The organism is Aquisalinus flavus, assembly GCF_014640095.1.
Classification (GTDB): Bacteria; Pseudomonadota; Alphaproteobacteria; order Caulobacterales; family Parvularculaceae; genus Aquisalinus; species Aquisalinus flavus.
The window spans coordinates 2,273,101-2,298,036 of record NZ_BMGH01000001.1 but is presented as its reverse complement, the minus strand read 5'-3'; the positions used below and the strand labels follow the sequence as shown (position 1 = coordinate 2,298,036).

General features: G+C 57.2%; 14 protein-coding genes. 11 read left to right on the top strand and 3 right to left on the bottom strand.

Going from position 1 to position 24,936, the window contains the following annotated elements; all coding sequences use genetic code 11:
• Nucleotides 1-10: 10 nt before the first annotated feature.
• Nucleotides 11-1,252 carry an alpha/beta hydrolase gene (locus IEV88_RS10435; protein ID WP_188158501.1) on the bottom strand — a complete coding sequence of 414 codons (1,242 nt, stop codon included), beginning with the start codon at nucleotides 1,250-1,252 and terminating at the stop codon, nucleotides 11-13.
• Between the two features lies 1 nt (nucleotide 1,253).
• Nucleotides 1,254-2,249, bottom strand: a complete 996-nt coding sequence (locus IEV88_RS10430; RefSeq protein ID WP_188158502.1) for an AraC family transcriptional regulator — start codon at nucleotides 2,247-2,249, stop codon at nucleotides 1,254-1,256.
• Between the two features lie 213 nt (nucleotides 2,250-2,462).
• Here IEV88_RS10430 and IEV88_RS10425 point away from each other — a divergent pair, with 213 nt between their 5' ends.
• The 5 genes from IEV88_RS10425 to IEV88_RS10405 all read left to right on the top strand — a co-directional run bounded on the left by IEV88_RS10425 (nucleotide 2,463) and on the right by IEV88_RS10405 (nucleotide 9,144).
• The gene (locus IEV88_RS10425) at nucleotides 2,463-2,918 is read left to right on the top strand and encodes a hypothetical protein (protein ID WP_188158503.1); all 456 of its coding nucleotides are present in this window, start codon (nucleotides 2,463-2,465) and stop codon (nucleotides 2,916-2,918) included.
• 14 nt (nucleotides 2,919-2,932) lie between these two features.
• Entirely contained in the window at nucleotides 2,933-3,301 is a 369-nt protein-coding gene (locus IEV88_RS10420; protein WP_188158504.1) for a DUF4345 family protein, read from the top strand.
• Nucleotides 3,302-3,463: 162 nt separating this feature from the next.
• Complete coding sequence (locus IEV88_RS10415) at nucleotides 3,464-4,555, top strand: efflux RND transporter periplasmic adaptor subunit (RefSeq protein WP_188158505.1); 1,092 nt, start codon at nucleotides 3,464-3,466, stop codon at nucleotides 4,553-4,555.
• 15 nt (nucleotides 4,556-4,570) lie between these two features.
• The gene (locus tag IEV88_RS10410; protein WP_188158506.1) at nucleotides 4,571-7,702 is read left to right on the top strand and encodes an efflux RND transporter permease subunit; all 3,132 of its coding nucleotides are present in this window, start codon (nucleotides 4,571-4,573) and stop codon (nucleotides 7,700-7,702) included.
• Nucleotides 7,699-9,144 (top strand): efflux transporter outer membrane subunit, encoded by a 1,446-nt coding sequence (locus IEV88_RS10405; RefSeq protein WP_188158507.1) that lies wholly within the window; start codon nucleotides 7,699-7,701, stop codon nucleotides 9,142-9,144. The genes IEV88_RS10410 and IEV88_RS10405 overlap by 4 nt, the downstream gene beginning before the upstream one ends.
• 593 nt (nucleotides 9,145-9,737) lie before the next feature.
• Here the strand turns inward: IEV88_RS10405 and IEV88_RS10400 are convergent.
• Nucleotides 9,738-11,888, bottom strand: coding sequence for a right-handed parallel beta-helix repeat-containing protein (locus IEV88_RS10400; protein ID WP_188158508.1), 2,151 nt, complete (start codon nucleotides 11,886-11,888; stop codon nucleotides 9,738-9,740).
• A 619-nt stretch (nucleotides 11,889-12,507) separates the two neighbouring features.
• On the opposite strand from IEV88_RS10400, the gene IEV88_RS10395 reads away from it, so the two are divergent.
• The 6 genes from IEV88_RS10395 to IEV88_RS10370 all read left to right on the top strand — a co-directional run bounded on the left by IEV88_RS10395 (nucleotide 12,508) and on the right by IEV88_RS10370 (nucleotide 24,902).
• Nucleotides 12,508-15,156, top strand: a complete 2,649-nt coding sequence (locus tag IEV88_RS10395) for a TonB-dependent receptor (protein WP_188158509.1) — start codon at nucleotides 12,508-12,510, stop codon at nucleotides 15,154-15,156.
• A 177-nt stretch (nucleotides 15,157-15,333) separates the two neighbouring features.
• On the top strand, nucleotides 15,334-16,779 hold the full coding sequence (locus IEV88_RS10390; protein WP_188158510.1) for a sulfatase-like hydrolase/transferase: 1,446 nt from the start codon (nucleotides 15,334-15,336) through the stop codon (nucleotides 16,777-16,779).
• On the top strand, nucleotides 16,776-18,662 hold the full coding sequence (locus IEV88_RS10385) for an alpha-L-fucosidase (RefSeq protein WP_188158511.1): 1,887 nt from the start codon (nucleotides 16,776-16,778) through the stop codon (nucleotides 18,660-18,662). The genes IEV88_RS10390 and IEV88_RS10385 overlap by 4 nt, the downstream gene beginning before the upstream one ends.
• Nucleotides 18,663-18,901: 239 nt before the next feature.
• Nucleotides 18,902-20,311 carry an L-fucose:H+ symporter permease gene (gene fucP, locus IEV88_RS10380; RefSeq protein ID WP_188158512.1) on the top strand — a complete coding sequence of 470 codons (1,410 nt, stop codon included), beginning with the start codon at nucleotides 18,902-18,904 and terminating at the stop codon, nucleotides 20,309-20,311.
• A 389-nt stretch (nucleotides 20,312-20,700) separates the two neighbouring features.
• Complete coding sequence (locus IEV88_RS10375; protein ID WP_188158513.1) at nucleotides 20,701-22,641, top strand: RICIN domain-containing protein; 1,941 nt, start codon at nucleotides 20,701-20,703, stop codon at nucleotides 22,639-22,641.
• Between the two features lie 584 nt (nucleotides 22,642-23,225).
• Nucleotides 23,226-24,902 (top strand): arylsulfatase, encoded by a 1,677-nt coding sequence (locus IEV88_RS10370; protein ID WP_188158514.1) that lies wholly within the window; start codon nucleotides 23,226-23,228, stop codon nucleotides 24,900-24,902.
• The last annotated feature ends 34 nt before the right edge of the window (nucleotides 24,903-24,936 follow it).

The following is a 24,936-nucleotide window of genomic DNA, read 5'->3' as shown; positions in this document are numbered from 1 at the left end:
GCGGATACGATCATTCGACAAGCTCGTAGAAATTGCCGCCGACCGGGATCAGGCCTCTGGCAGGGTCCCGGGGGCCGGCCCCTGTCTGGAGGATCGTCGCGATGTCGGCAATGACACCCGGGTTGAGCCGGAAATAATTGTGCCCGAGATTGCCGGACAGGCCCGATACGTCGACAAAGACGATGCTGTCGATGCCGAGAAACGCGGCGCCGAAGCTTTCCTCATATGACGCGCTCGTCGATCGCCCGACGCGCAGACCCGACGATACCAGGCTGGATAGCCGCAAGGCGCCATCGCCGGGGTTGGCATAGATCGTGATATGTCCGACAGCCAGCGCAAAGCGTTCCGCGGCCAGCCGCTGGCTAGCAACCGCGACATCGATGTCCGCTGCGGCAAGGATCAGGTTGTCGAGTTTCATGACATCCCGCAACGGTCTGCCAGTTCCTCGCGCTTCGATGATCAGCTCGCGGATTGCTGTTGTCGTGACGTCGACGCCGCGGCTATGGGCGAGGATGTTGATGGTCTCCAGTTCGGGGATCTCCTGTAGTGCCCGCAGCACTTCCTTCAGGTGAAAGATCGAGAACTCACCGGATTCACGCGCAGAGAAGTATCCGAGCAGATTGCCTTCGACCGTCGGCCAGCTGAACACGACCGGCACCGATCCGCGCCCTGAATAGTGCCAGATATCGGTCAGATCAAAAGCGGCATCGTCGAAGCCATTGTTGAAGCCATGGACATAGAACAGGACAGTGTCGGTGTTCCCCTGTCGCAAGCGCTGCGTGACCATCGACTGGAAGGCTTCGATGGATGCGTTATAGGCCGAGAAAATCTCCGCATCCTCGATAACCACGCCGCCTTCGAGGCGATACGGGATCGGTGTCGCCGGGAAGACGGTTTGGGTACGGACCGAGTCCATTATCAGGCTGGGCCGGCGCCCGGACGGATTGTCGCCCGATGCGAGGCCGACAAGACTATCCCAGCTCGTCTCTTGCCCGATACGGATCGTCACCTCGCCCGCCGTCATCGCCCGCGACCGCGCGGGCGCGAAGGTGGCGGTGGATTCGTTCCATACACGGTCGGTGGCAAAGATGATTTTCGCCTCGGGCAGGCGCAGGCTGTCGGGAATCCTGTCCTCAGGGTAAGGATTTTCTGCCGAATACAGGGTGGGGGCCGGTGCGAGGACACGCGCCGATGCACAGCCGGTCGCGGTCAGTAACAGGAGAAACAGGCCCGGAAGCCATCGCTGTTTCATCTCACTGGCTCCCGGCTGACTGCGACCGGTATTCTTCCGGGGTCTTGCCGAATTTCTGCTTGAAGGCGCGGAAGAAGGACTTTGAATCCAGAAACCCGATCATGCGCGATATCTCGGTCATGCTGAAATTGCTCTTGGTCAGATACCGGGTGGCAAGGTCAAACCGGATGCGATCAAGGATTTCCTGGAAGGTGACCCCTTCCTCCTTCAGCCGGCGCTGCATCGTCGACCGGCTGACCTCGAGAATATTGCATATCGCCTCGACATGTGTCGGCCCCAGATAGAGCTGTGATCGGATCGTAGCGTCGACCTTTTCGTTAAAGGGCAGCGTCGCGTTCCGCTCGTTCAGCAACATTTCAAGCTCGATTTCAACAATTTTCCAGAGAGCTTCGTTTTCTGAAATGAACGCCGCGCTCGCATCCTTTCCGGTGAATTCAACAGCTGCCATGGTTGAGATTTGCGGAGCGCTCCCGAAATAGGCTTCGATTTCTGTTGTATCGAATTTGCTCGCCGGGAGATCGACAGCGATCGGATTGATCTCCCGGGCTGTATGACTTCGGGCTTTTTCAACTACGAAGACGCTCATTGATACGGCGATCGAAACCGGAAGCTCGACATCATCGTCTTCCGACATGAATTCCACCCTCAGGCCGTTCCTGTTGTTCGAAATCACCATAATCACTGGTCCAAACAGGGCCTTGTAGCGGGCAAGCCGCTCCAATCCAACACGCAGGTTTGGGGCACATGAGCAGGCCAGAAAAATCGGTACCATCGGCCCGTTCGCCATCTTGCGGCCCAGCGAAAGCGGATGAAAGCGCGAACCGGCGAGATGCATCACCCTATTCCAGAGGTCGACGAAGTCTTGGGTCGCGAGGTTGGTCTCAGCCTTCGCCTTCGCCAGATCAGACAGTCTGGACGTGGCCACCGCCTCTTCGAACGAGACATCGAGGATTGGGCACACCGCTCCCTTGAGAACGGATGTAGAGTGTTCACGCACGTTGACGGTCTCCTTTCAGACTTCATGCCTCACCCCTTGGCCGGAATCGAGAGCCCATGGCATGCGTGACCCAAATTGCCACTACCTGACCGAAATGGCCACTCGCGCCATCCAGTGGGTTTGGGAATATTGGCGGGGACAGACCATCTCAATCCCGGCGGCAGTCCTAGCCGTCGCCGGATAACGAGAATAGCCACAAGAGATATCGGAAGGGTGAAGATTGTGGTGTTCAGAAATCCTCTAGACGCTGACTTGCCCTTGCCGGTGCGTGTCGGCGTCTGGTCCAGTCTTGTCTCCTCCATCATGCTGATCGGCATCGGCGCATTCTGGATCTTCTTTCACGGTGCCGCCGAAGGGGCGTTCTCCATACCTACAACGACGCCCGAGGCCGCCAAATATGCGAGGATAACTGCGATATTCAAGGCGATCGGCGACATCCTGCCTGCAGTCTTCGTGCTGATCGCTCTCTATAAATATCAGTTCAGGCTGGCCGGATATTTCCATTTGGTGACCCTCGTGCTGGTAATCCTGGTCGACATGCTGACCTGGAGCGCGTTCGTACCCGACCCGTCACTTCGCCACATTCTGATGCATGTTCCTTTCGCCATACCCATGATCATCGCTGCCATCTGCTTTCTGGGTCTGCACAAACCGGACGATGATATTTAGAGAGAGACTGAAAAATGCTGCTGTTCATTCGCGTCTTCCTGGTCCTGTACGGCATCATCGCGATCGCGACAGGCATCGGCGTTATCCTCGAGCCCTATGATGGCGCCATAGCTCCGTTTGAGGACAATTCCCACCGGTTTATCGGCGCGATCTGGGCATCGACGGCGCTAGGGTTCTTCTATGTCACCTGGAAACCGGCTGAGACCGGCTTGTTCCGCTTCCTGCTCGCGGCCCTGTTCCTCGGGGGCATTGTCCGCGCAGCGGCGCTCGTCCTCTATGCCCCCGATCCCGCCATTATCGCCATAATCGCTCTGGAACTGATCCCGACACCGCTGATGTGGTACTTCCAGTCAAGGCTGAAGAAATCCGGACGCATCAATTAGTCTCGACAATTGAATCTGTATCAATGCGAGAAAAGGATCCTGTACTTTCTGTCAAGTGTCCGAATTGACTGAAACTGTTACCTCCTGACCGAAATAGCCACTCGCGAAATGCCTCTACATGCTGAACTCTCGTGAGGAGTTAGTTGTGTGGGGGCATGAACGTTGAAACGGCCTTTTGCTATCATCCTCGGTACGTTGTCGATCGCGACCGGATGTGCGGACCCGGCATCCGAGGCCACGCCTGCGCCACGGGCCGTCGAGGTCGTCGAGGTCGGGGCGTATGGGAGCCGGTCTGCTCCCGTCTATGCCGGCACGCTGCGCGCCAAGCAGCGCTCTGACCTCAGCTTTCTGCGTTCCGGTCAGGTTATCGAGCTGACCCTGGACCTCGGCGACCCCTTCCTGCGCGGTGACACGCTTGCGCGGCTCGACAACACCGAGCTCTCTCTGGCCGTGGATGAACTGGCGGCGACCCTGATCGGCGCGCAGGCGGAGTTATCCGAGGCGCAACGCAATAATGACCGTCTGATGGCGATGGCGGGCACCGGCGCGGTGTCGCAATCGGACATCGATGTGGCCGTCGCCCGGCTGGCAAGCGCAGAGGCACGCGTCGGCAGTCTCGAGGCGCTGGTCGGCCAGGCGCAACAGCGACTGTCCGAGACCATCCTCACCGCACCCTATGACGGACAGATCGTCGACCGCCTTGTCGAGCCCTCCCAAATTGCCGCCGCCGGACAGCCGGTCTATCGCATCATCGGCGATGATGGCGGACTGGAAGCGGTCGTCAGCCTGCCCGTTGGCGCGCTAGACCTGTTCGTCCGGGGCCATCAGACCGAGCTTGTGGTTCGCCCCTCCGGCGAGGCCCGGCGCGCGACGGTCTCGGAAGTCGGTAATGCGGCGGGTCTGTCGGGCCTCTATCCGGTCAGCCTCGCTCTGGCGGACTCCCGCGGGCTGCGGCCCGGTCTGCGCGTCGAGGTGCCGGGACGGAGCGACATTGGCGCCGGCAGCGCCCCATCCATTCCGTTGACGGCCTATCTCGCATCTTCCGGCGACCGCGGGATCGTGTTTGGCGTCGACCCGGCCACTGGTCAGGTATCGATGCGCCCGGTCCAGCTGGGCGCCATCACCGATGACGGCATTCAGGTTCTGTCAGGCATCGAGATGGGGGACCTCATCATCGCCCGTGGTCTGCCATCCTTGCGGGACGGCGAGATCGTTGCCCCGCTCGGCGTCGGCGTCCGGCAGTTCAACGAGTAGGCGCAGGCAGCCCTGATGAACATTTCCATCCTCGCCTTGCGATTTCAGTCCGCGGTTTTCCTGATTGTCGGCCTGATCATGGCCTATGGCGTGTACAGCTATTTCAACCTCCCCGCCCGCGAGGACCCGGAAATCCTGGTGCGGGAGGCCGTGGTCGTCACGACCTATCCCGGCCTCGACGCTGCCCGGGTGGAAATGCTGGTAACCAAGCCCCTTGAGGAGGCGCTCACCGGCCTGTCCGAGCTCAAAGAGATCCGCTCGACATCGATGGATGGCGTATCCATCATTCACCCGGTCATCGACGATCAGTTTACGGATCTTGACCAGATATTCGACCAGATGCGCGAAAAGATCACGGACGCGGCGGCACGCCTGCCAGAAGGCACGAACGCGCCGCTGATCAATGACGATTTCGGCGATGTTGCGATCATCACCCTTGCCTTGTGGGGTGATGATTACCCCCAGAAGGAGCTCTATGACTACGCCCAGCATCTGCGCGACCAGTTGCTGACCATTCCGGGGACCAAGAAGGTCGAGATCGTCGGGGCCCAGCCCGAACAGATATTCATCGAGTATCAGGATGCGGTCGCCTCCCAGATCGGCATTTCGCCCGCTGAATTCATCGGCGCCATCCAGAACCAGAATATCATTCAGCCGGGCGGCCAGATCGACACCGGCGACACCGCCTTCGTTCTTAGCCCGACCGGCGATTATCGCTCCCTGACCGAGATCGAGGACACGCTGTTCAGCGTGCCCGGCGCGGAGGGTCTCGTGCGGCTCGGCGATATCGCAACCGTGCGGGCCGGCTATGTCGACCCGCCGCGCAACAAGGCATATTTCAATGGCCGCGAGGCCATTGTCCTGACCCTTGCGATGCGCTCGGACCAGTCCGTGCTGAATTATTCGGCCCGCGCCTCGCAGACGATCGATGCCCTGCGCGAGACACTGCCTGTCGGGCTGAAGTTCGACATCATCACCTATCAAGCCGATCAGGTCGGCAATGCCGTCTATGGCGTTTCGGTCAACATGCTTCAGACCCTCGCCATTGTCCTCATCGTCGTGATGATCTTCCTCGGCATACGGACCGGCCTTATCGTCGGGTCGATCATCCCGGCGGTAATTCTCGCCACGCTTGGCGTCATGGGCGTGTTCGGGCTGCAACTGGAACGCATGAGCCTCGCCACGCTGATCATTTCCCTCGGCCTTCTGGTCGACAATGGCATCGTCATTTCGGAGGACTTCAAGCGCCGGCTGACCGAGCATGGCGACCGGGAACAGGCGATCAGGCAGACCAGTTCCGAGCTCGCCCTGCCACTGCTCGCATCCTCCGCCACCACGATTGCCGTGTTCCTGCCGCTGATGATCGCCGAGACGGCGTCGGCGGAGTATACGCGCTCGATCTCCCAGGTGATCCTGATCTCGCTGTCGATATCCTGGGTCTTCGCCATGACCGTCACGACCACGCTGTGTTATCATTTCGTCCGCCTGCCGGCGGATACCCGCGCCGACGGAGCAAAGCGCCGCTCCACTCTCTCGGAGCGTATTTTCTCGGGTGTAGAAGACGCGTACGGAGCAGTGCTGTCGCTGCTGCTCCGGCTGCGCTGGGCCTATGTCATGCTGATGCTCGCCGCCCTGGCGCTCAGCGGCATGCTGATGGGCACGATCGACCAGAAATTCCTGCCTGAAAGCGACCGCGCCCAGATCCTCGTCTACGTAGATCTGCCCGCCGGTGTGACCGAACGTACCACGCAGGCGCGCCTCACCGAGATGATGGCGGTCATTAGTGACAAGAAACGCTATCCTGAAATCCTCAGCCACGCTGCCTATGTCGGATTTGGCGGGCCGCGCTTCGTGCTGTCACTCGCGCCCGTCGATCCGGCTCCCAACAAGGGTTTCATCGTCATCAACATGACCGATCTCGACGCCACGATTGCGACCGTGCCGCGGCTGCGGGACGATTTCCGGATCGCCGTTCCCGATGTAAACGCGAGGGTGTCGCGCATGTTCCTCGGTCAATCCGACCCCAATGTCATGGAGATCCAGGTCAAGGGTCCGGATGCTGAATATCTGTTCGAGAAGGCAACGGAGCTGGAACGGATCCTGCTGGACGTTCCGGGGACGATCGACGTCTGGTCGGACTGGTATAACCGCATCGACCGACTGGAAGTCCGGGTCGACCAGCAAGCCGCTCGGATCGCCGGAGTCACCTCCAGCGATGTTGCCCGCCTGCTCGCCCAGTTTGCCACAGGCACCCCGGTATCCCAGTTCCGCGATGGTGACGAGGTCATCCCGATCGTCATCCGCAGCGCCGGGGATGAACGCGGCAGCATCGACCGGTTGCGCACCTCGTCGGTCTATTCCTCGACCACGGGAGAAGCCATTCCACTGTCGCAGATTGCCAGCGTCGACCGTGCGCCTGGCTATGCCTTTATCCAGCGGGAGGACCTGACCCGGACTGTCACGATCCAGGGCCGCAACCCCCGCCTGACTCCGCAGGACATGGTGCCGATCATTGCGCCGAAAATGGCGGCATTCAATGCTACTCTCGCGCCGGGGCACTATGTGGAATTCGACGGCCTGCTGAACGAGATCAACGCGACCAATGCGGCCCTTGCTGCGACCATGCCGCTGATCTTCTCGATCTTCCTGATCATCCTTGTGCTGCAGTTCAACGGCTTCAAGCGGCCGGCCATATTGTTCCTGACACTGCCCTTCGTCATCATCGGTGCTGCCGTCGGGCTGTTCCTGATGCAGGCGACCTTCGGCTTCATGGTCATCCTCGGCCTGTTCGCGCTTGTCGGCATTCTGATCAACAATTCGATCGTGCTTGTCGACCGGATCGACATCGAGCTGCGCGAAGAGAAGCGCGATCCTGCCTCGGCCGTCATCAGCGCCTGCAAACGGCGGCTCTGGCCGATACTGATGTCTACCATCACAACGGTCATCGGCCTGTTGCCGCTCATCATCGCAAAGGACATCCTGTTCTTCGGCATGGCGAGCGCGCTCGCCTTCGGTCTTGGCCTTGGCACGCTGGTCATATCGCTGGGCTTGACGCCGGTGCTATACTGCCTGTTCTTCGGGATCAGGCCGTCCCGGTCAGACAAGACACCACCACCGTCTGCCTTCGCATCGGGGGCGCTGTCATGACCCGCATCGCAATCCTCTCCCTGCTACCAATGACGCTTCTGGCTGGCTGCTCCATCGGGCCAGATTATACCGCGCCGCCCGCACACGATATTCAAGTCACGGATATCATGACGACAGAGGCCGACCGGATCGACGTTTCCCTTGATGTCGAAATGGCGTGGTGGGATCGCTTCGACGACCCGGTTCTTTCCGCCCTTATGGAAACAGCGGCAGGCGCGAATACCGATGTGCGGCTCGCGGCCTACCGCGTCGAGGAGGCACGCGCAAACCGTGCCATAGCCCAGGCCCGCAGGCGGCCCTTCTTATCCGGATCGTCTTCCGCCTCACGCGCGCAGGCCAGCGAAACCGCTGGCGGCTTTGGCGTCACGCCCGGGTCGTCATCGATCCAGAACCTGTTCGATCTCAATGTGAACCTGACCTGGGAACTCGACATCTTCGGCCGGCTGCTGCGGCTGGAGAACGCCGCAGAGGCGCAGCTAGAGGCCACTGAAGGCGACCGCCGCGCGGTCATGGTCACGGTCTTTGCGGAAATCGGGATCGCCTATGCCGAACTGCGCGGCCTTCAGGCGCAGGACGCCGCCGCCGGACGCAATATCGAGCTCGCCTCGCGGATCGTCGATCTGACGCAGCAGGTCGTGGATCAGGGCCTTGCCGCCGATTTCGACCTCGTGCGCGCCCGCGCCGATGTGACGGAACTGGCGGCCCGCCGTCATCGATTACTCGCCGGACAGCGCGCGGCGGCGGCGCGCATCGCGTTCTTGACCGGGCAACAGCCGGCGGATGTCATGGAAAGCCTGCTCGCCGCCGGCCCGCAGATGATCCCGAGCGCCCGCATCCCGGTCGGCTTGCCCAGTGACCTGTTGCGGCGTCGGCCCGACATTCGCGCGGCTGAACGGCGGGCTGCAGCGGCGAGTGAACTCGTCGGCGTTGAAATGACTGATCTCCTGCCCAGCTTTTCCCTGACTGGAGTCGCCGGCCTGTCCGCTGCCAATGTCGAGGACTTGTTCGATGCGGCGAGCCAGACCTGGTCGCTCAGTGGCGGCGCACGGTGGTCCCTGTTCGATAGCGGTGCCCAGCGGGCGGACATCGCGATCGCCCGCAGCCGGCTTGGTGCTGCCGGCACAGAATATGAAGCAATAATCCTGAACGCCCTGGCCGAACTTGAAACCGCGCTTGCGGCCTATGTCTACACAGCGAAGGAACTGGACGGGCTGGTTGCTGCGCGCAGCAACCGGGAACGGGCCTACGCGCTTGCCCTGCAGCGATACAATGCCAACACCGACACCCTGTTTCCGGCACTGGATGCGGGCCTGCGCCTCACAGCGCTGAATGCCGACATAGCCGCCCGCCAGCAGGACCTGCTTGTCGCGGAAATTTCCGTCTACCGGGCGTTGGGTGGGGGCTGGTTAGCCTTTGAAAACCAGGGCGAAGGGCTGGAATAGCACAACTTTTGCCTGCCCGAATTCGTGAATTCCCTGTTTCCAAAATTACTATTCCCTGTTTTCATCTCACGGCAACTTTCGGTAACCCGCTGATATAACGAGACGATCCGGGGCAGCAAGCGCTGGCTCGCGGCGAGAATGCCCAAAATTCCCTGTATTTTTCCGCCCTTCAGGGAAATCCTGCCCCGGACCCGTTCGATCAGCTCGTCATCCGCCAGCATTTTCCGAGCGAACCGGGGTCTCTGTAAGTCCTTGTGATTGCTCTTTGAATTTCAAATTCTTAGCCTTGAAATTGCGCTATGTTCCGTGCACAGAGAGACCAGCTATTCGCCCAATTCCGGCCATTTTGACCGGGCGTCTCTGGTGCTCGTCAGGCGGTTCCGGAATAACGGAAACTCCAAAAAGAAACGATCCAGTTTCAGGGGCGCAGGTCACAGGCTGAAAGATTTCGGGCGCATCGCAACAAGATATGACATTCTCGCCAGAAACTTCCTCGCAGCCGTTCAGTTCACCGCAACCAAATGCTACTCGCTACGGGTCCTGGCCCTAGGCAAGTCTGACGACAAAACGTCCTGAGCGACAACCTATCTGATTCAGCCGGTATTTTCCCATCCGAACCGCATTGCGACCGCGTCAGGGACGAGAACCGGTCCGTGTCTGGTGACTTTGAGGATGCCGGGATCTTCAGCCGTACTATTCCTGTCGAGGCTTCGCGCGTGCGCCCAGGCAAGGTGATCTTCGGCTTCCTGCGGATGACCGGGATTGAAGTAGATATTGCGATCCATGAGTATTTCACCCGCTTCATCTTCTGTGAGCCGATCAATGCCTCCCTGATACACGAACGGCTGGTTTGCGTCATTTCCCATGAGAATATTGCCCTGGATGACAGCTCCCCGGAAGTCACTCGAAGGGGTCTTCGACAGAAGAATCATTCCTCTCAATATGCTGCCGACTGGTTCTGTAATGATATTGTAGGTGATGTGGTTTCGGCCCTTTGAAACAACACCTGTTCCCGAACCACCAAATCTGGCTATCAGGTTTCTGCTGATAGTCGTTTCATCCTGCAGGTCATCGCACCGGATTGCGTGGCCGAAAAGTTCGCTCGGGCAGTCGTGGATATAGTTGGACAGTACCAGATTGCCGTGGCCGCTGCCAGAAATGTAGATTCCATTTCCGTCATTTATCTTTTGTAGAACGTGTGAAATGTCATTCTGCGCAACAATGTTCTCTCGCGCATGCAGATATTTCTCCACGTCTTCCAGGCTATCCAGATCATCGCTCTCCTGAAGTTCATGCCATCGAACTGTCCGGCTGCATTGGTTTGTGCCGTCTGGATCGAAGGAAATGCGGCCTGATACGCATATCCCGGTATAGGGAAGGTTCTTCAAAACGTTGTGAGAGATTTCATTGGACCCGCTCTGCCATGCCCAGATGCCAGAACTGTGCGACCAGAGTTCCCCGATGCTCTCGATTGTATTACCAATGATCCTGTTGTGACCATTAACGTCCTTCGTGCCTGGGCCATAGCCCGCCAACAGAATCGCACAAGCGCCCAAATTCCTAAATCGGTTACTGCGAATGGAAACGCGGCGGCCATGCAAATCGACCCGAATGCCGGTGCCACCGCTATGCTGGAAGGCGCAATTAGTCACTGAGCAGTCTTCAACCCCGCGGAAGCGAACCAGAGCGGTTGATGAATCGAACCTTTCCCAGTCATGCTGCAGGCCGAGGCCTGTGCGACCGGAAAAATCATACCGATCACCATGGGTGAAGGTGATATCGGCAAAGTGAATGTTGCTAACTGGTTTATCAGAGGGCAGATCATACTGGATATCCCCCTCGACACGGACGAGTTCTATGAGCGCGGGGACGACTATACCGCGCGGGCTATCAGATCTCGGCCAGAGGTAGATGTGTCGTCGAGCATGATCGATGACCCAGCTGCCTGGTTCAGTCAGGCCGGCAAAGGTATTCTCGACATATACTGAATCGGGGGAGAGATAGTGTCTTGGTGCAGCTGCCGCGTAGGACGACCTCTCCTCGAAAGAAATTTTGCCTTCGGTAGCGTATTTTATGTTGAGGTAATTCATTGTCCACGGAGCAGCGCCGATTATTTTAACCTGAGCCCCCTGTGCGGCCGGTTGAAGGCTGTTGCGCAGCCTGTCTTTTTCAGTGACGCGCACCGCGATGTGCTGTTCTTCCGTCCCCGTCCAGTTGTCAGCTGTGTCAGCGTGGGTGAAGGCGGGCGCCTGGGCGCGACGGAGCAACCCTGCGCCATCGAACAGCGTGTTGGTACGCCCAATTCCCTGGGGAAGAGTCGTGACCCAGATCTTGCCGCGACTCGAAAGCGGGGCTTCAGTGATCGCTGGCGCAAGGTGCCAGTCGTCGAGTGGAACGCCGCCAGAAATCGTCACGCTTGCACCCGGTCTGGCGCGAATAACCAGAGGGGAGCCCGGGCCGGCGTCGAGGGCGTTGAAGACCAGAGTCTCGCGAATGGAATAGATGCCTTCGGCGAGCCAAATCAAAATCTTCTCGGTGGCACCGGCCTTTCGGGCTTCGCGCACCCGGCGTTGCGCTTCCTGAATAGTACGAAGCGGCAATGCCGGTGATCCGTCATTTTCATCATTGCCATCGGGCGCAACATTGAACTCGCGAACCAGCGTGTCATTCGCATGGGTAACGTCCATTGTCGCTGCGATGGTTCCTGTTGCGGCAAGGCTCAACAAACTCCGCCTATTGATCATGGTCCAGCTCCACGCAAATTCGGACATTATAGAGACTCAGGCCCGAGACGAGCCATATATAAAACACAATAGTACATATAACACACTATGGGTCAATATCTTATGGTGCGGTTCCAAAAATCTCCGTGCTCCTGGCGCGCCCATCAATCCGTATACAGAGAGGGAACTCAACGGAGGTGCGCTTGTCTGAAACGATCCTTCGTCACTATGCGGGAAGGGCATCCTGCAAGTGTCCATCAGGAGGCCGCTAACATTATGCTGGCGGCTGGTATCGTTAACATTACGCCGAAGACGACATATCAATTTCCCATCTGTTACGAGGTCCGGAAATAGTTCCGCGATCCCTTGCCCCGTGCCAAAGATGGTGGACGCAGACTTGTCTTCCTTTCAAGGCGCTGAAGATTGTGTGTGTCTTTGGAAGCACATCCCCATTAAGTTGGATCGCTGCCACTCTAATGGTTGACAAAAGACTTTCTGAAATGTCATGTATGATACAGCGTTTCAAAAATGATATAGGGACGCGCGGGAGGAAACAATGCAATCACGCAGCGGGAGGGCAAAAATGCACCGGAAATTCTTGATTAAAACACTTCTGTTGGGCTCTGTTGCGAGCACAACGATGCTGGCAACTGGCGCCTTGGCGCAGGACAATGACAATGAAGAAGACGATGTGATCGTTGTCCAGGGCATCCGGCAGAGCATTCTTGATGCCAAAGAGCAAAAGCGGAATGCTGATTCGGTCATTGATGCCATTACTGCCACAGATATCGGCAATTTTGCCGACGACAATTTGACGGACGCCGTCCAGCGCATCCCTGGCGTGCAGGTCGAGCGCGATGAAGCGGGTACGGACGGTGACCGCATTTCAATTCGCGGTCTCGGGCCGCAGTTCGTCACGAACACTGTCAATGGCCGCGCGGTGCTCAGCTCAGGCACGGAAGGCCTCGGCAATCTGCGCTCCGTCAATATCGGGGCCTTCCCGGCCGAGATCGTGTCCGGCGTCGAAGTGCAGAAAACGCCGATGGCTTCCTCGCCGGAATTCGGTCTTGCCGGCGCGGTCGATATCAAGACCCTGCGCCCGCTGGACTCGCCCGCACTGAGCAAAGCGAATTCCTTCGCGAATATCACAGTTCGTGCCGAGGAGGTCGGGCTTGAGCGGGATCTCGGCTACCGTGTGAGCGGGGCAGCCGGTTTCAAGAACGGGGCTGGCGATTTCGGAGCCTATATCTCGGCTGTGTATGGTGACACAGACCGGGTGACGGACCAGGTAAATTATCAATCCATCGAGCGGGGCATCCAGCTTGACGACAACAATGACGGTGTGGCTGATCGCACCGAAACGCTTTTCGTGCCAACGGCATTTCAGGTAAACCCGATCAACGATGCCATTGAGCGGGTGGCGGTTTCCGCCGGTGCGCAATGGATGCCCTCCGAGGATCTGACCCTGACGTTCGACACGACCTACACGTCCATCGATACGGACAGTTTCCGGAATAACTTCGTCGTCCTTTTCAATCGGACATGGGCCCGCCCCGTGCGTACCGATGATGTTGTCATCGATGAGAATAGTACGCTGCAGCAGATCGATCTCTCCAACGTTGGTCTGTCGCCGCTACTGCGCAGCCAGCCCCTGATTTTCCGTAACAAGACAGACAACCTGATTTCCGGCGTTTCGGCAGATTACGTACAGGGCAACTTTACCCATCGCTTTGATGTGTATCTCTCTACGATCGAGTACATGCAAAACCTGCGTTTTTCGCTCCATCAGCAGGCGAATTGGGATACCAGCGGCGTTGTACTGACGTCGCAGCCATTTGACGTGGCGAATCTGACTGGATTGGGCAGCCTTGCGACGAGCCCGGATGGCTATAGTGCACTGTTCGGTATCGGTCGCGAGATCGGCCTTGAGGCCGATCAACTCGGCTTCTCCTATGATGGCGCATACGAGCCGACAGACGGCTTCTTTACGTCCTTTGAGGGTGGTCTGCGATACACCCAGACGGATCTGGATTCGCGGCGTTCGATAGCGGAACAGTTCCAGAATTCCGGAGCGACGGCCGTAGAGATTTCGCAGGCTGCCGCCACAGGTGAACTGGCCAGTCTCGCCGGCGATATTGACGGTTTTGCCCCTGAAGAGTGGTGGGTGGCCGATATCAATCGCTCCGCAGAGTTCCAGCCTGGCCTGTTGACCGCGACCGGCGACGATCTCGGCACTGACCCCCTGGCCTCTTTCGGCGTCGAGGAAAACGTCCTCGCTCTCTACGGGCAGGCCCGTTTCGCCGGTGAGGCCGGCTCCCTTCCGTTTGACGGAAATGTCGGCATCAGGGCGGTCAATACCGATCTGACCACGACCGGATCGGCGATTGGCGACGGATTTGATGATCCGCAGGCGGTCGAATTCAAAGGCGATAACTGGGAATATCTGCCGACTGCCAATTTGCGGTTCATGCCGTCGGATGAATTCGCCATTCGTCTTGCTGCCGGTCGCAGCCTGTCCCGTGCCAACTTCGACGAGCTTTCGCCGAGGATCCAGGTCTCTCCAGCTGAAGAGGACCCGGAATTTCCAGATGCGGTGGGGGTGCGTCGCGCCCAGGCCGGGAATCCGGACCTGAAACCAATGACGGCATGGAATTACGACGCCACATTCGAGTGGTATCCGAATGAAAGCGGTGCCTATGTCGTCAGTGTCTTTTACAAGGACGTGAACGACTTCATCATCGACCAGTCGACACTGGGCACGATCCAGGGGTTGGGGGACGAGGAGTTCCTCATTCGTCAGCCGGTCAACTTCTCCAAGGGGCAGGCGCAAGGCTTCGAGATCGGTTTTATCCAGGATTTCTCGATCCTGCCGAGCCCGTGGCACGGTTTTGGTGCCTCGGCAAACTACACTTACGTGAAGAGCGAATTTGACGAGGATGTGGGCGATGCCGGCTTCGGTTTCCCGGGATCCTCCGAAAACAACTATAATGCCCAAGTCTATTATGAAGATGGACCGGTGACGCTGCGCGCCGCCTACACCTATCGGGATGACTATTTCCGTCTGCTGGCTGGTACGGGTACGCAGAACAACAATGCCCGCTTCACCCAAGGCTTCGGCAGTCTCGACCTGACCGGGCGCTGGCGGTTCAACGATCATCTTCAGGCAACAGTTCAGGGGTTGAACGTGACCGGAGAAACGCGCCGCGATTTCGTCGGCGTGGAAACCAACTTCCTCGATCACTTTGATCGGGGCCGGAGCGTCATTTTCTCCCTGAGGGCGCAAATGTAGCCCTTACTATCGGGGCCGGCGACCAGGCCGGCCCCGCTTTTCATCGACCAGCGCGAACGGTCATGAGGTATCTGGGCGTCGATCTGAGCCGCAATGGTATCTGAAAAACCCAGCTTTCGACGGAGAGTCTGTGAAAAGGGGGCAGGCGGAGGGTCTGCTAGCCAGGGAAGTAATACAATGACAGTAGTGTCCCACATTTTCAAGCGCGCGGTCGGCAGAGCAGTCATCGCCCTGTTGGTCTGCCTGGCCGTATTGGGCTGCGTGGCTCAGAAAAAGCTTTCTGAGTCGCAAGAAAAACGAGAAGCGCAAACTCCGAATATTGTCTTCATATTTGCCGATGATCTCGGTTTCGGTGATATCGGCGCTAACGGAAACACCCGGTTCAATACGCCCAATCTCGACAGACTGGCGAAACAAGGCACAAACTTCCAGCAGTTTACGGTCGCGAGCCCGGTCTGCTCGCCAAGCCGCGCGGCAGTGCTGACCGGTCAGTTCCCAGACAGACATTTGATCTTCCAGCATTTCAATACCGTCGAGCACCATCAACGCAACGGCATGCCGGACTGGCTTGATCCAAAAGCCCCATCGATAGCCCGGGTGTTGCAGGATACCGGATATGTTACCGGTCATTTCGGGAAGTGGCACCTCACCAACCGGCCGATTCCCGATGCCCCTGAACCCGAAGCCTATGGATTTGACCACTATGCCGTATTCAACGGCCCAGGTCCGCAGACCGATGCTGTTGCGGTCTTCAGCGACGCCCTCGATTTCATTGACGCCCACAAGGATCAAGCCTTCTTTCTGAACCTGTGGATCCATGAAACCCATACCCCTCATTACCCGGACCCGGCGCAGGTCAAAGCCTATGCGCATATGGATGAACAGGCTCAAATCTATGCGGCGACGGTGTCGTCCGCAGATGATGGGGTCGGTCAGGTGATGGACCGTCTTGACGCATTGGGCTTGCGGGAAAATACGATCATCATTTTTTCCAGCGATAATGGGCCCGAGGTGACGGCTGACGAGAGCGAACGATATCTCACAACCGATCCGGATGCAGCCGTCGAGGGACGCGACCCTCTTGGCCGTTACTTCAGTGTGGGGACGACAGCCGGGTTGCGAGGCAAGAAACGTGATCTCTATGAAGGTGGCATTCGCGTACCCTTTCTCGTCTCCTGGCCGGGTGTCGTTCCGCAAGGCGCTGTTGATGCTCAATCCGTCTTGAATGCGGTCGATCTGTTTCCGACGTTTGCCGGGATTGCGCAGGCGGAGTTACCCTCGGGATATCAACCGGACGGACAGAACGTCCTTCCGGCACTCCGGGGGGCTGCATTCGAGAGGCAAAAGCCGCTATTCTGGCAACGTCTGGGGCCGGCATCCGAGGACGGTGCGCCGCGTCAGGTCTGGGCGGCGATGCGTGATGGCAAGTGGAAGTATATCCGGCAGGTCGATGGCAGTGTCCTGCTGTTCAACGTCGAGCAGGATCCGTATGAGGAAATCAATCTGGCCAATGATTATCCGGACATTGCGGAGGCGATGAGTGCGGAATTCGCCGTGTGGCAATCGACTCTTCCGTCCGACTTACCGAAGGCCGCAATATCAAAGGAGCGCAATTCGCGATGACGGTTCTGAAAACTAATACATCTCACTTACTGTGTCGGACCAAGGCCCTGACGGCGAGTGCCATAGCATTGGCTCTCTTGGCGGGCTGCTCGGAAGAGGCCCGGGATGAAACGGTTCAGTCAGAAGCGGCAACCACGGTGGAATTCCAGGCGCCCGGGAACTGGGATAACGTGGAAGGTTTTCAAGAGAGCAAGACTGACTGGTATGAAGATGGCCGCTTCGGCCTTTTCATTCACTGGGGTCTCTACTCCGAAGCGGCGGGCGACTGGCAGGGCGAGCGGCATTATGGCATCACTGAATGGCTCATGCGCCGTACAAGGACAAATACGGAAGAATACAGTGCTCTGGTCAATGACTTCAATCCGACTGAATTCGACGCCAATGAGTGGATCGACTTTGCCGAAGAGTCTGGCGTCAAATACATTGTCATCACGGCAAAGCACCATGATGGCTTTGCGATGTATGACTCGGCGGTCGGTCAGTTCGATATTGTCGACGCAACACAATTTGGTCGCGATCCTTTAAAGGAGCTTGCTGACGCAGCGGCGGACAGCGAAGTTCGCCTTGGCTTCTACTATTCCCAGTATCAGGACTGGACAGACCCCAACGCCGGAGGCAACGACTGGGAATTCGATCCGGATACGAAGACCTTCTCCACCTATCAGGAGACGAAGGCCTTGCCGCAAATCGAGGAACTTCTCACCGGCTATGGTGACGTCGGCATTGTCTGGTTTGACACCCCCGGCGATGCGACGCCAGCTGAGTCAGAGGCCTTTGCCAACTGGGTCGAAGACCTGCAACCGGCAACCCTGGTGTCCAGCAGGGTCGGCAACGGATTCGGAGATTTCCTCACGCTCAGCGATGGTGAGATGCCGCAGCGGCCGATCACCGATATAGCCTGGGAAGCCATCTATACGCACAATGACAGCTGGGGGTATTCGCGGTTTGACACGAACTTCAAGTCGACGACCGACCTGCTGCATAAACTCGCGACGGCTGCCAGCCTCAACGGCAATTTGATGGTCAACATAGGCCCCGACGGAAACGGAAACCTGCCCGAAGGATCGGCAAAGAGATTCCGGCAGGTCGGCGCATGGCTGGATAAAAATGGTGAGTCGATATACGGAACCAAAGGCTCTCCAGTCGGCCCGGTACCATGGGGTGCAATCACTCACAGGCCCGGCAGTCTATACCTCCATGTCTTTCATGTACCGGCCTCGGGAGAAATCATGGTGCCTTATATGGACACGGCGGTTCTGGCGGCTGGCGTCCTCGAAAGCAGAGAGCCGGTCACCTACCGCAAAGATGGCGACAATCTCTACATCTCTCTTCCCAAGGACTTGAAAGATCTCAAAGCGCCAGTCATCCGGGTCGATTATGACGGGTTTCTGGCAGACAATGAGTGGGATGTTCCGGTTATTGTCAGCGCCGATCCGGAGATACCCGGCAGGCTATCGCCCAATTGGGCCGAGTTTTCCGGAAATGCCCGCGCTGAAAAGTTGAGCTATTATCTCTATTTCGGCGACTGGAAGCATCATCAGGCGGTCATCGGGCAGAAAACGCAAGCCGATACGGCAACCTGGCCGCTGCGCGTCGAGGCGCCCGGAGAGTATCAGGTGACCCTCAGCTATGCTGCCAACGCAGACAGTGCAGGCAATGAGGGCCTGATCGAGGTTGGCGATAACCTGGTCGAGTTCCAGATCGTCCAGACGGCTTCGGGTGCAGGTGATTTTCCGCAGAATCGTCCCGTACCTATCCTGGATCATCACGTCGGAATTGTTTCCTTCGATAAACCCGGGGTGTATGACCTGACCATTCGCCCAAGGCAGGACTACACGGCATTTTTCTCCCTGACGGATGTAACCCTGAGGCTGGTGGATTGACGGGTACGATCAAGAGGGGGTCTGCAAATAGAGGCGCCATGTTGTGGTTGTTCTCTATTTGGCAAGGGGTGGTGATCATGGAGTGAGTATCCCGATCTGCTCTTCGTGGCGGGTTGGCGAGAAAAAATGATCAAGCGGAGTTTGTGTTTACATCAAGAAGTCTCATCTATAAATAATTTGATCATATATAAAATACAAAAAGGCGGTTAGCAAAACTGCCGCAGAGAGGAATCGCAGTGATGGATAAGGTCGCACGGGCAGAAAACGCAGCCGGGAAAACCGTACGTCCAAAAATCCTTGAACGGCGCTTTTTACTTCCCTTTGCGTTGGTGGCATTGCTCTTTCCTCTGTGGGGATTTGCAAATGATGTGACTAATCCGCTGGTTCGGGCGTTCAAGGACATCTTCCTTATCACCAATGCCCAGAGCAGCATGGTGCAGTTCGCGTTTTATCTTGGCTATGGAATCATGGCGATTCCAGCAGCGCTTTTCATCCGGCGCTTTTCCTACAAGGCCGGCATCCTGCTTGGTCTCGCCCTATATGCAATTGGTGCACTGATATTCTTGCCAGCGAGTATCTTTCAAGAGTTCAACTATTTCCTGATTGCCTTGTGCGTGCTCACCTGCGGACTGGCTCTGCTGGAGACGACGGCGAACCCATACATTCTTTCGATGGGCGATCCAGAGACGGCAACCAGACGCCTTAACCTCGCCCAGGCATTCAATCCGATTGGATCGTTAACCGGTATGTTTGTCGCCTCGACATTCATTCTGAATAAGCTTCAGGTTGAGGAATTCAGGGCTACCGAACGTGCGGCCCATCCCGAATATGCCGACCAGCTGCCATCGGTCGTCGATGGCAAGCTGACTCAGGCGCTGCAGGATTTCTCCGTTAACAATCCCGCGGCATTCGAGGCCATGCAGGCTGCCGACCTTGTGACCGTACGCGGACCCTATCTGACTATCGCGATCGTGGTCGCGCTGCTGTTCTTTGTATTTCTGCTGGCAAAGTTGCCCAAAACCATGTCTCACGACAATCCGCTGACAGTTGGTGAGACCGGCGCCACATTCGGTCGATTGCTGACGAACAAGCGATATGTCGAAGGGGTCATAACACAGGCCTTTTACGTCGGTGCCCAGATCATGTGCTGGACCTTCATCATTCACTACGGCATGACAGTTCTCGGGCTCAGTGCGTCAGAAGCGCAGGGCTACAACATGATCGCCATGGTCATATTCCTGGCCAGTCGTTTTATCTGTACGTTCCTGCTCGGGTTCATCCGTCCCGGGAACCTCCTGATGGTGCTCGCGCTCGCCGGTATCGCAACCTCGGCTGGCGCGGTATTCCTCGATGGCATGGCCGGTCTGTATTCCTTGATAGGCATATCGGCTTGCATGTCGCTGATGTTCCCGACGATATACGGCATTGCCCTGAAAGACCTCGGCGATGACGCAAGCCTTGGCTCGGCCGGGCTTGTCATGGCAATTGTTGGGGGGGCATTGATGCCGCCACTGCAGGGGTCGATGATCGACGCGGCCCCGATTCTCGGATCCATTCCTTCGGTCAAGACTTCGTTCCTGCTGCCCTTGCTGTGTTTTGTCGTGATCGCCATTTACGGGTTTAGAGCGCATCACGTTCACAAGGCGTGAAGACCAACGCAGGTAATGTCGGATGCGTCCATCGGTACGCGGATATTGCTCTTTTTGCACTGAAGCGGCCTTGGTGCCTCGACTGTCCCGGAATGCTGATCCACCATCCCGGATGGCTTTTCCCTGGATGGCTGCGGTGTGGATTGCAAATACAGTACTGCGCCAACGCAAATGTGACCGGTAACTTCACAAGATTTCCGGTTGAGTCAATTTAAAAACAGTGTATCATATATGAGCGGCTTTTGTGAATGTCCGCCGCGTTTGCATGTCCGTTGGAGATGTGCCCGTGAGGCTATAAGCCTTGGCAATTTCTTGTGCTGGAAGAAAACCATAAAACGGAGCCAAAAAAATCAGTACAGGGAAAATATGTTAATCAACAGGAGGAACCCATGAAGAAATCAATCCGATTGAGTGTCGGGGCGGGGATTGCCGCCCTATTGGCGGGGCCCGCCATGGCGCAGGACCCCAGACTGGAAAATGTCCTGCCGGACTCGCCCTTTGCCACCGTGCTGGGCGGTACCCATTCTGAAACCGACACCTATTCTTCCTCGGGCTCCAGCTGGTGGCTTAACTGGGGGGAAGATCATGTCTTCCAGCACCGCCTCAGCCACGACAACTCAGACAACAGCAAGGACTGGGACATCCGCATCGGCAAGGGCGGGCAGGTCTATTCCTTCATCTCCCAGTCCGGCGAGATCATGCCGCCGCAATATCGTGGTACGTCTGAAGGTCCGGCTGGACATGCGAAGGAATGGGCGCCCTGGATTGATGAAGTCTGGCAGACCGTGGCGGTTAACACGACGCTGAACAATACTTTCAAACCAATAGGCTATCCCTATTTCATGCATGGCTCCGGCGTTTACCTTAAAGACAATAGCTATCTGACGGAGCCGTTCTACAATCCTGCTCTGGTGAATGGCACGATTACCGAGAGCAACTCCTATGTGACGGCACACTGGATGAACCAGGCCCATATCCCCAGCTATCATCCCTCTCATGCCATAAGCTATTACAAATACAGGGATGTCGGTGATGGGATTATCGAGGTCACTGCGGCGGTCTATAATTTTTCGGACAATGAGCTGAATTTCTTCAACTTCCCATGGGGTGGTGCAAGGACGTCGGAATTCGGTGAGTACCAGATAATGCAATCCGGAAGCCTGGTGAGCAAAACCAGTGGAGGTTTCGCGGATCCTTATAGCTATGCGGACTCCGATGGCTGGGTGCTGTTTACTGACAAGAACAGTTCAGATGGGAACACTCTTGGCCTTGTATTCGGCGGTGACAAATCCCCCCGGCCATCATGGCAACCTGCGCCAAGTCTCATGCGCATCGGGTTCGCCGGTGGCACGAGCGGCGGGACAAACGATACCAATTGGCGAAACTACATGGTCGCAGAAGGTATACGGAGGATCAACCTGCCAGTCGGAAAGGGGGCCTGGGTTCGGTACTATTTCGTGGTCGGTGACCGGGTGGACGTGCTTGCTGCGATCGAGGACAATGACCTCGCGGCCAAGACGGATTATGGCTTGCTCGATTTTTCCGAGACCGATGCCGACCTGATCGCCTGGTATGGTGACGAAGATGGCCCGGTCTCAACTGACAGCAGCGCAGGCGACCTGCAATTTCGTCTGTATGCGCAACCGGTCAATGACTCTGTTCCATTGTTCCGGGTCGAGGCACCGACCGGAGAGTCCTTCATCACTACCAACCCCTACACGCTCACAGAGCCCTATGGCGTAGATGAGATCCTGCGCCCCTACGACGGCACGGCAGATGGATGGGAGCTTCTCGGCTATGCAATGCCGGCTGGCAGTGCGTCGACGCCCCCAAGCGGCTATGTCTATCAGGCGCTATCGGAAATCGTCACGCCGAGCCTGTTCAAGTTCGACGGTGTCGACGTTGACGTTCTGGTCAGTTCCGCTGCCTCTCCGGTGTACACCATCACTCAAGTTCAGGCCCATGGCAGCAATTTGCGTCAGTTCGCCACGGATGTGGAGCTGTCTCCGGCCACTGGTACAGCGCACCAATGGAAGTATGTACCGCTTTCGGACGGCACCTACAAAATCGTGAATGCCTGGGACGGCAAGCGTCTTTCTGCAAATTCTAATACCGATGTCGAAGTTGTAGCGGACAGCGGCTCCGTTCCGGACACCGACCGGTGGTATCTGAAACCGGTTGATGGTGACCTGACCCGGTTCCGGATCGAAAATAAAAACTATCAGCGGTGGCTGATTGGCTATCCTGACAGTCAGGGCAACATCGTGAGGCTCGATGAAACCTCCAAGCTCGGGACTTGGACTCGCTGGAAAATCTATGATGTGAACTAGGTGTTTTCGCGGTTGCGATATGTGCGGTCTGAACTGTCCGGGCCACACATATCTGTCCTTCTGTTGGAAGTATGAATATACACAACCGGTTCAGAGAAAAGGATGGGTTTATTGGGAGTAAATCGTTAGTATGAGAAATGCATCAATGAAAGTGGGCTCGAGTGCCCGGAGGGGCAAGAGAAAATTGTGGCAATACCGGGTGACCGCTTCGAGCTGGCGATGTGAGGGGCGCAATCTTCAGGTTGAAAATCCTTGGGATTCTCATGTCCGCCTCACGACGCGTCACTCTATCGGTCATTGTGGGTCGAGTGCTTGCCCCGGTCTCACCTTGCATGGCTTCAGGCGCACCGCGGGGTGCTTCGATGACTAGAATATCACTGTACAGAACGACGACGATATCCATGGAAACCCAACCTGCGATAAAGGGCTACGGTCCTGAAAACGCATATTCAGTTTACAGTGCTTCCCTGGCGTTAATTTCCCTCCCTGAAGCACTGCCTCGGCCGGCAGTCTTGCTCAAGGCTGCCGGCCCTTTTCTTCAAGCCAAGGCTTGTCCGTCCGATCTATTGAGGTAAGAATCCTCTATGTTGAAAAGAGCTATCCCTGCGATTACCATAATTGCTTCCTGCATTTTTGCCTATGCAGCAGAACCCATTGATGAATCTGAACTAGCCGGACGCGCAGACCGTCCCAACATTGTGATCATTCTTGTCGATGACATGGGGTTTTCTGATTTCGGCAGCTATGGTGGCGAGATACCGACGCCGAATATCGATGCTCTGGCGAACGATGGTGTAAGGTTCACGCAGTTCTACAATACTGCCCGCTGTAGCTCAACACGTGCCTCCTTGCTGACAGGCCTGTACCCGCATCAGGCTGGCATGGGTCATCTTCCAAGTTTGCGCCTCCCTGAGTCTCGCGGGACGCGTGGCCGTCTGCTGGAGCGCAGTGTAACGATCCCGGAACTGTTGCGGGAAGAGGGTTATTTCACTGCGATAACGGGCAAGTGGCATCTGTCTCTTTTGGAGTACTCGACGCCGTGGGAGCGCGGTTTTGATCGCTCTATGACGTCTGAACTTGGCGGCATCTTCTTCAAAGGCCAGCCTCCAAGGAGACAACAGGAAAACGATTCTCGTCGCACACTTTATGTCGATGGCAAGGTTTTTCCAACAACAGACGAAATCTTCGGAGAGGATGAATGGTACAGCACCGATCTGTGGACGCGCTGGGGCATCAGATATATCGACGAGGCCCGTGCGGCGGGCAAGCCATTCTTCCTCTACCTCTCTCATCACGCGCCGCATTTTCCTCTGATGGCGCCGCAGGAGGACATTTCCCGGTTTCGCGGTCAGTACATGACGGGCTGGGAGCCGCTGCGCGAAAAGCGTTATCGCCGCCAGCTTGAAATGGGGTTGTTCGAAGAGAAGACGTCGGCGCTGACGCCTTTGCTGCCGGATACATTTGAGTGGGACGAGTTGAGCGATGAGCAAAAAGATCGCTTCGATCACATGATGGCCATTTATGCAGCCATGATATCCCGTATTGACCTGTCTGTGGGCGATCTCGTCCGCCATCTCGAGGAAACGGGAGATCTGGACAACACCATCATCCTGATTATGTCTGACAATGGTGCCAATGCCGAATCTGGTCCGGCGGGCCGCACCGATGGTGAACTGCCTCTTGGCGGGCGCAAAAGCAATGTCTTCACGGGCATGAACTGGGCAGCGTTACAGAACACGCCCTATCGCTACTTCAAACACTTCACCGCTGAGGGGGGTATTGCGACCCCGATGATCCTGCACTGGCCTGACGGTATCGCGGAGGATATGCGCGGCGCCTTCTATAAAGAGCCGGGCCACGTCATCGATGTCATGGCGACGTCCCTTGATGCAGCAGATGCGGCCTATCCGGCCGCCTTCAATGGGATCGAACGCCTGCCGACCGAAGGCGTAAGCCTGCTGCCGGCGCTCGTCGGCGATACGCTGGATCGTGGCCAGCCGCTATTCTGGGAACATGAGGGTAATCGCGCTGTGCGAGACGGCCGCTGGAAAGCGGTCTCGCGCCTTACAATGGGCTGGGAGCTATATGACATTGAAAATGACCGTACCGAGATGAATGATCTGGCCGGGCAATATCCGGACCGGCTTCAGACAATGGTCAATCAGTGGGAAGCCTGGGCGGAGCGCACTTATGTCGATCCGTGGCCTCAGGATGTGCCGCATACCGACTGGGGGGGGCTCAGGGTTCTGCATGGAAATTGAGACCAGTTCGGTGTCATCGATAAGTAATCCAGAT

Coding starts and splice junctions, on each gene's coding strand:
- IEV88_RS10405 (WP_188158507.1), top strand. CDS start 7,699: ATGACCCGCATCGCAATCCTCTCCCTGCTACCAATGACGCTTCTGGCT.
- IEV88_RS10400 (WP_188158508.1), bottom strand. CDS start 11,888: ATGATCAATAGGCGGAGTTTGTTGAGCCTTGCCGCAACAGGAACCATC.
- IEV88_RS10385 (WP_188158511.1), top strand. CDS start 16,776: ATGACGGTTCTGAAAACTAATACATCTCACTTACTGTGTCGGACCAAG.
- fucP (WP_188158512.1), top strand. CDS start 18,902: ATGGATAAGGTCGCACGGGCAGAAAACGCAGCCGGGAAAACCGTACGT.
- IEV88_RS10395 (WP_188158509.1), top strand. CDS start 12,508: ATGCTGGCAACTGGCGCCTTGGCGCAGGACAATGACAATGAAGAAGAC.
- IEV88_RS10410 (WP_188158506.1), top strand. CDS start 4,571: ATGAACATTTCCATCCTCGCCTTGCGATTTCAGTCCGCGGTTTTCCTG.
- IEV88_RS10390 (WP_188158510.1), top strand. CDS start 15,334: ATGACAGTAGTGTCCCACATTTTCAAGCGCGCGGTCGGCAGAGCAGTC.
- IEV88_RS10375 (WP_188158513.1), top strand. CDS start 20,701: ATGAAGAAATCAATCCGATTGAGTGTCGGGGCGGGGATTGCCGCCCTA.
- IEV88_RS10370 (WP_188158514.1), top strand. CDS start 23,226: ATGTTGAAAAGAGCTATCCCTGCGATTACCATAATTGCTTCCTGCATT.
- IEV88_RS10420 (WP_188158504.1), top strand. CDS start 2,933: ATGCTGCTGTTCATTCGCGTCTTCCTGGTCCTGTACGGCATCATCGCG.
- IEV88_RS10435 (WP_188158501.1), bottom strand. CDS start 1,252: ATGAAACAGCGATGGCTTCCGGGCCTGTTTCTCCTGTTACTGACCGCG.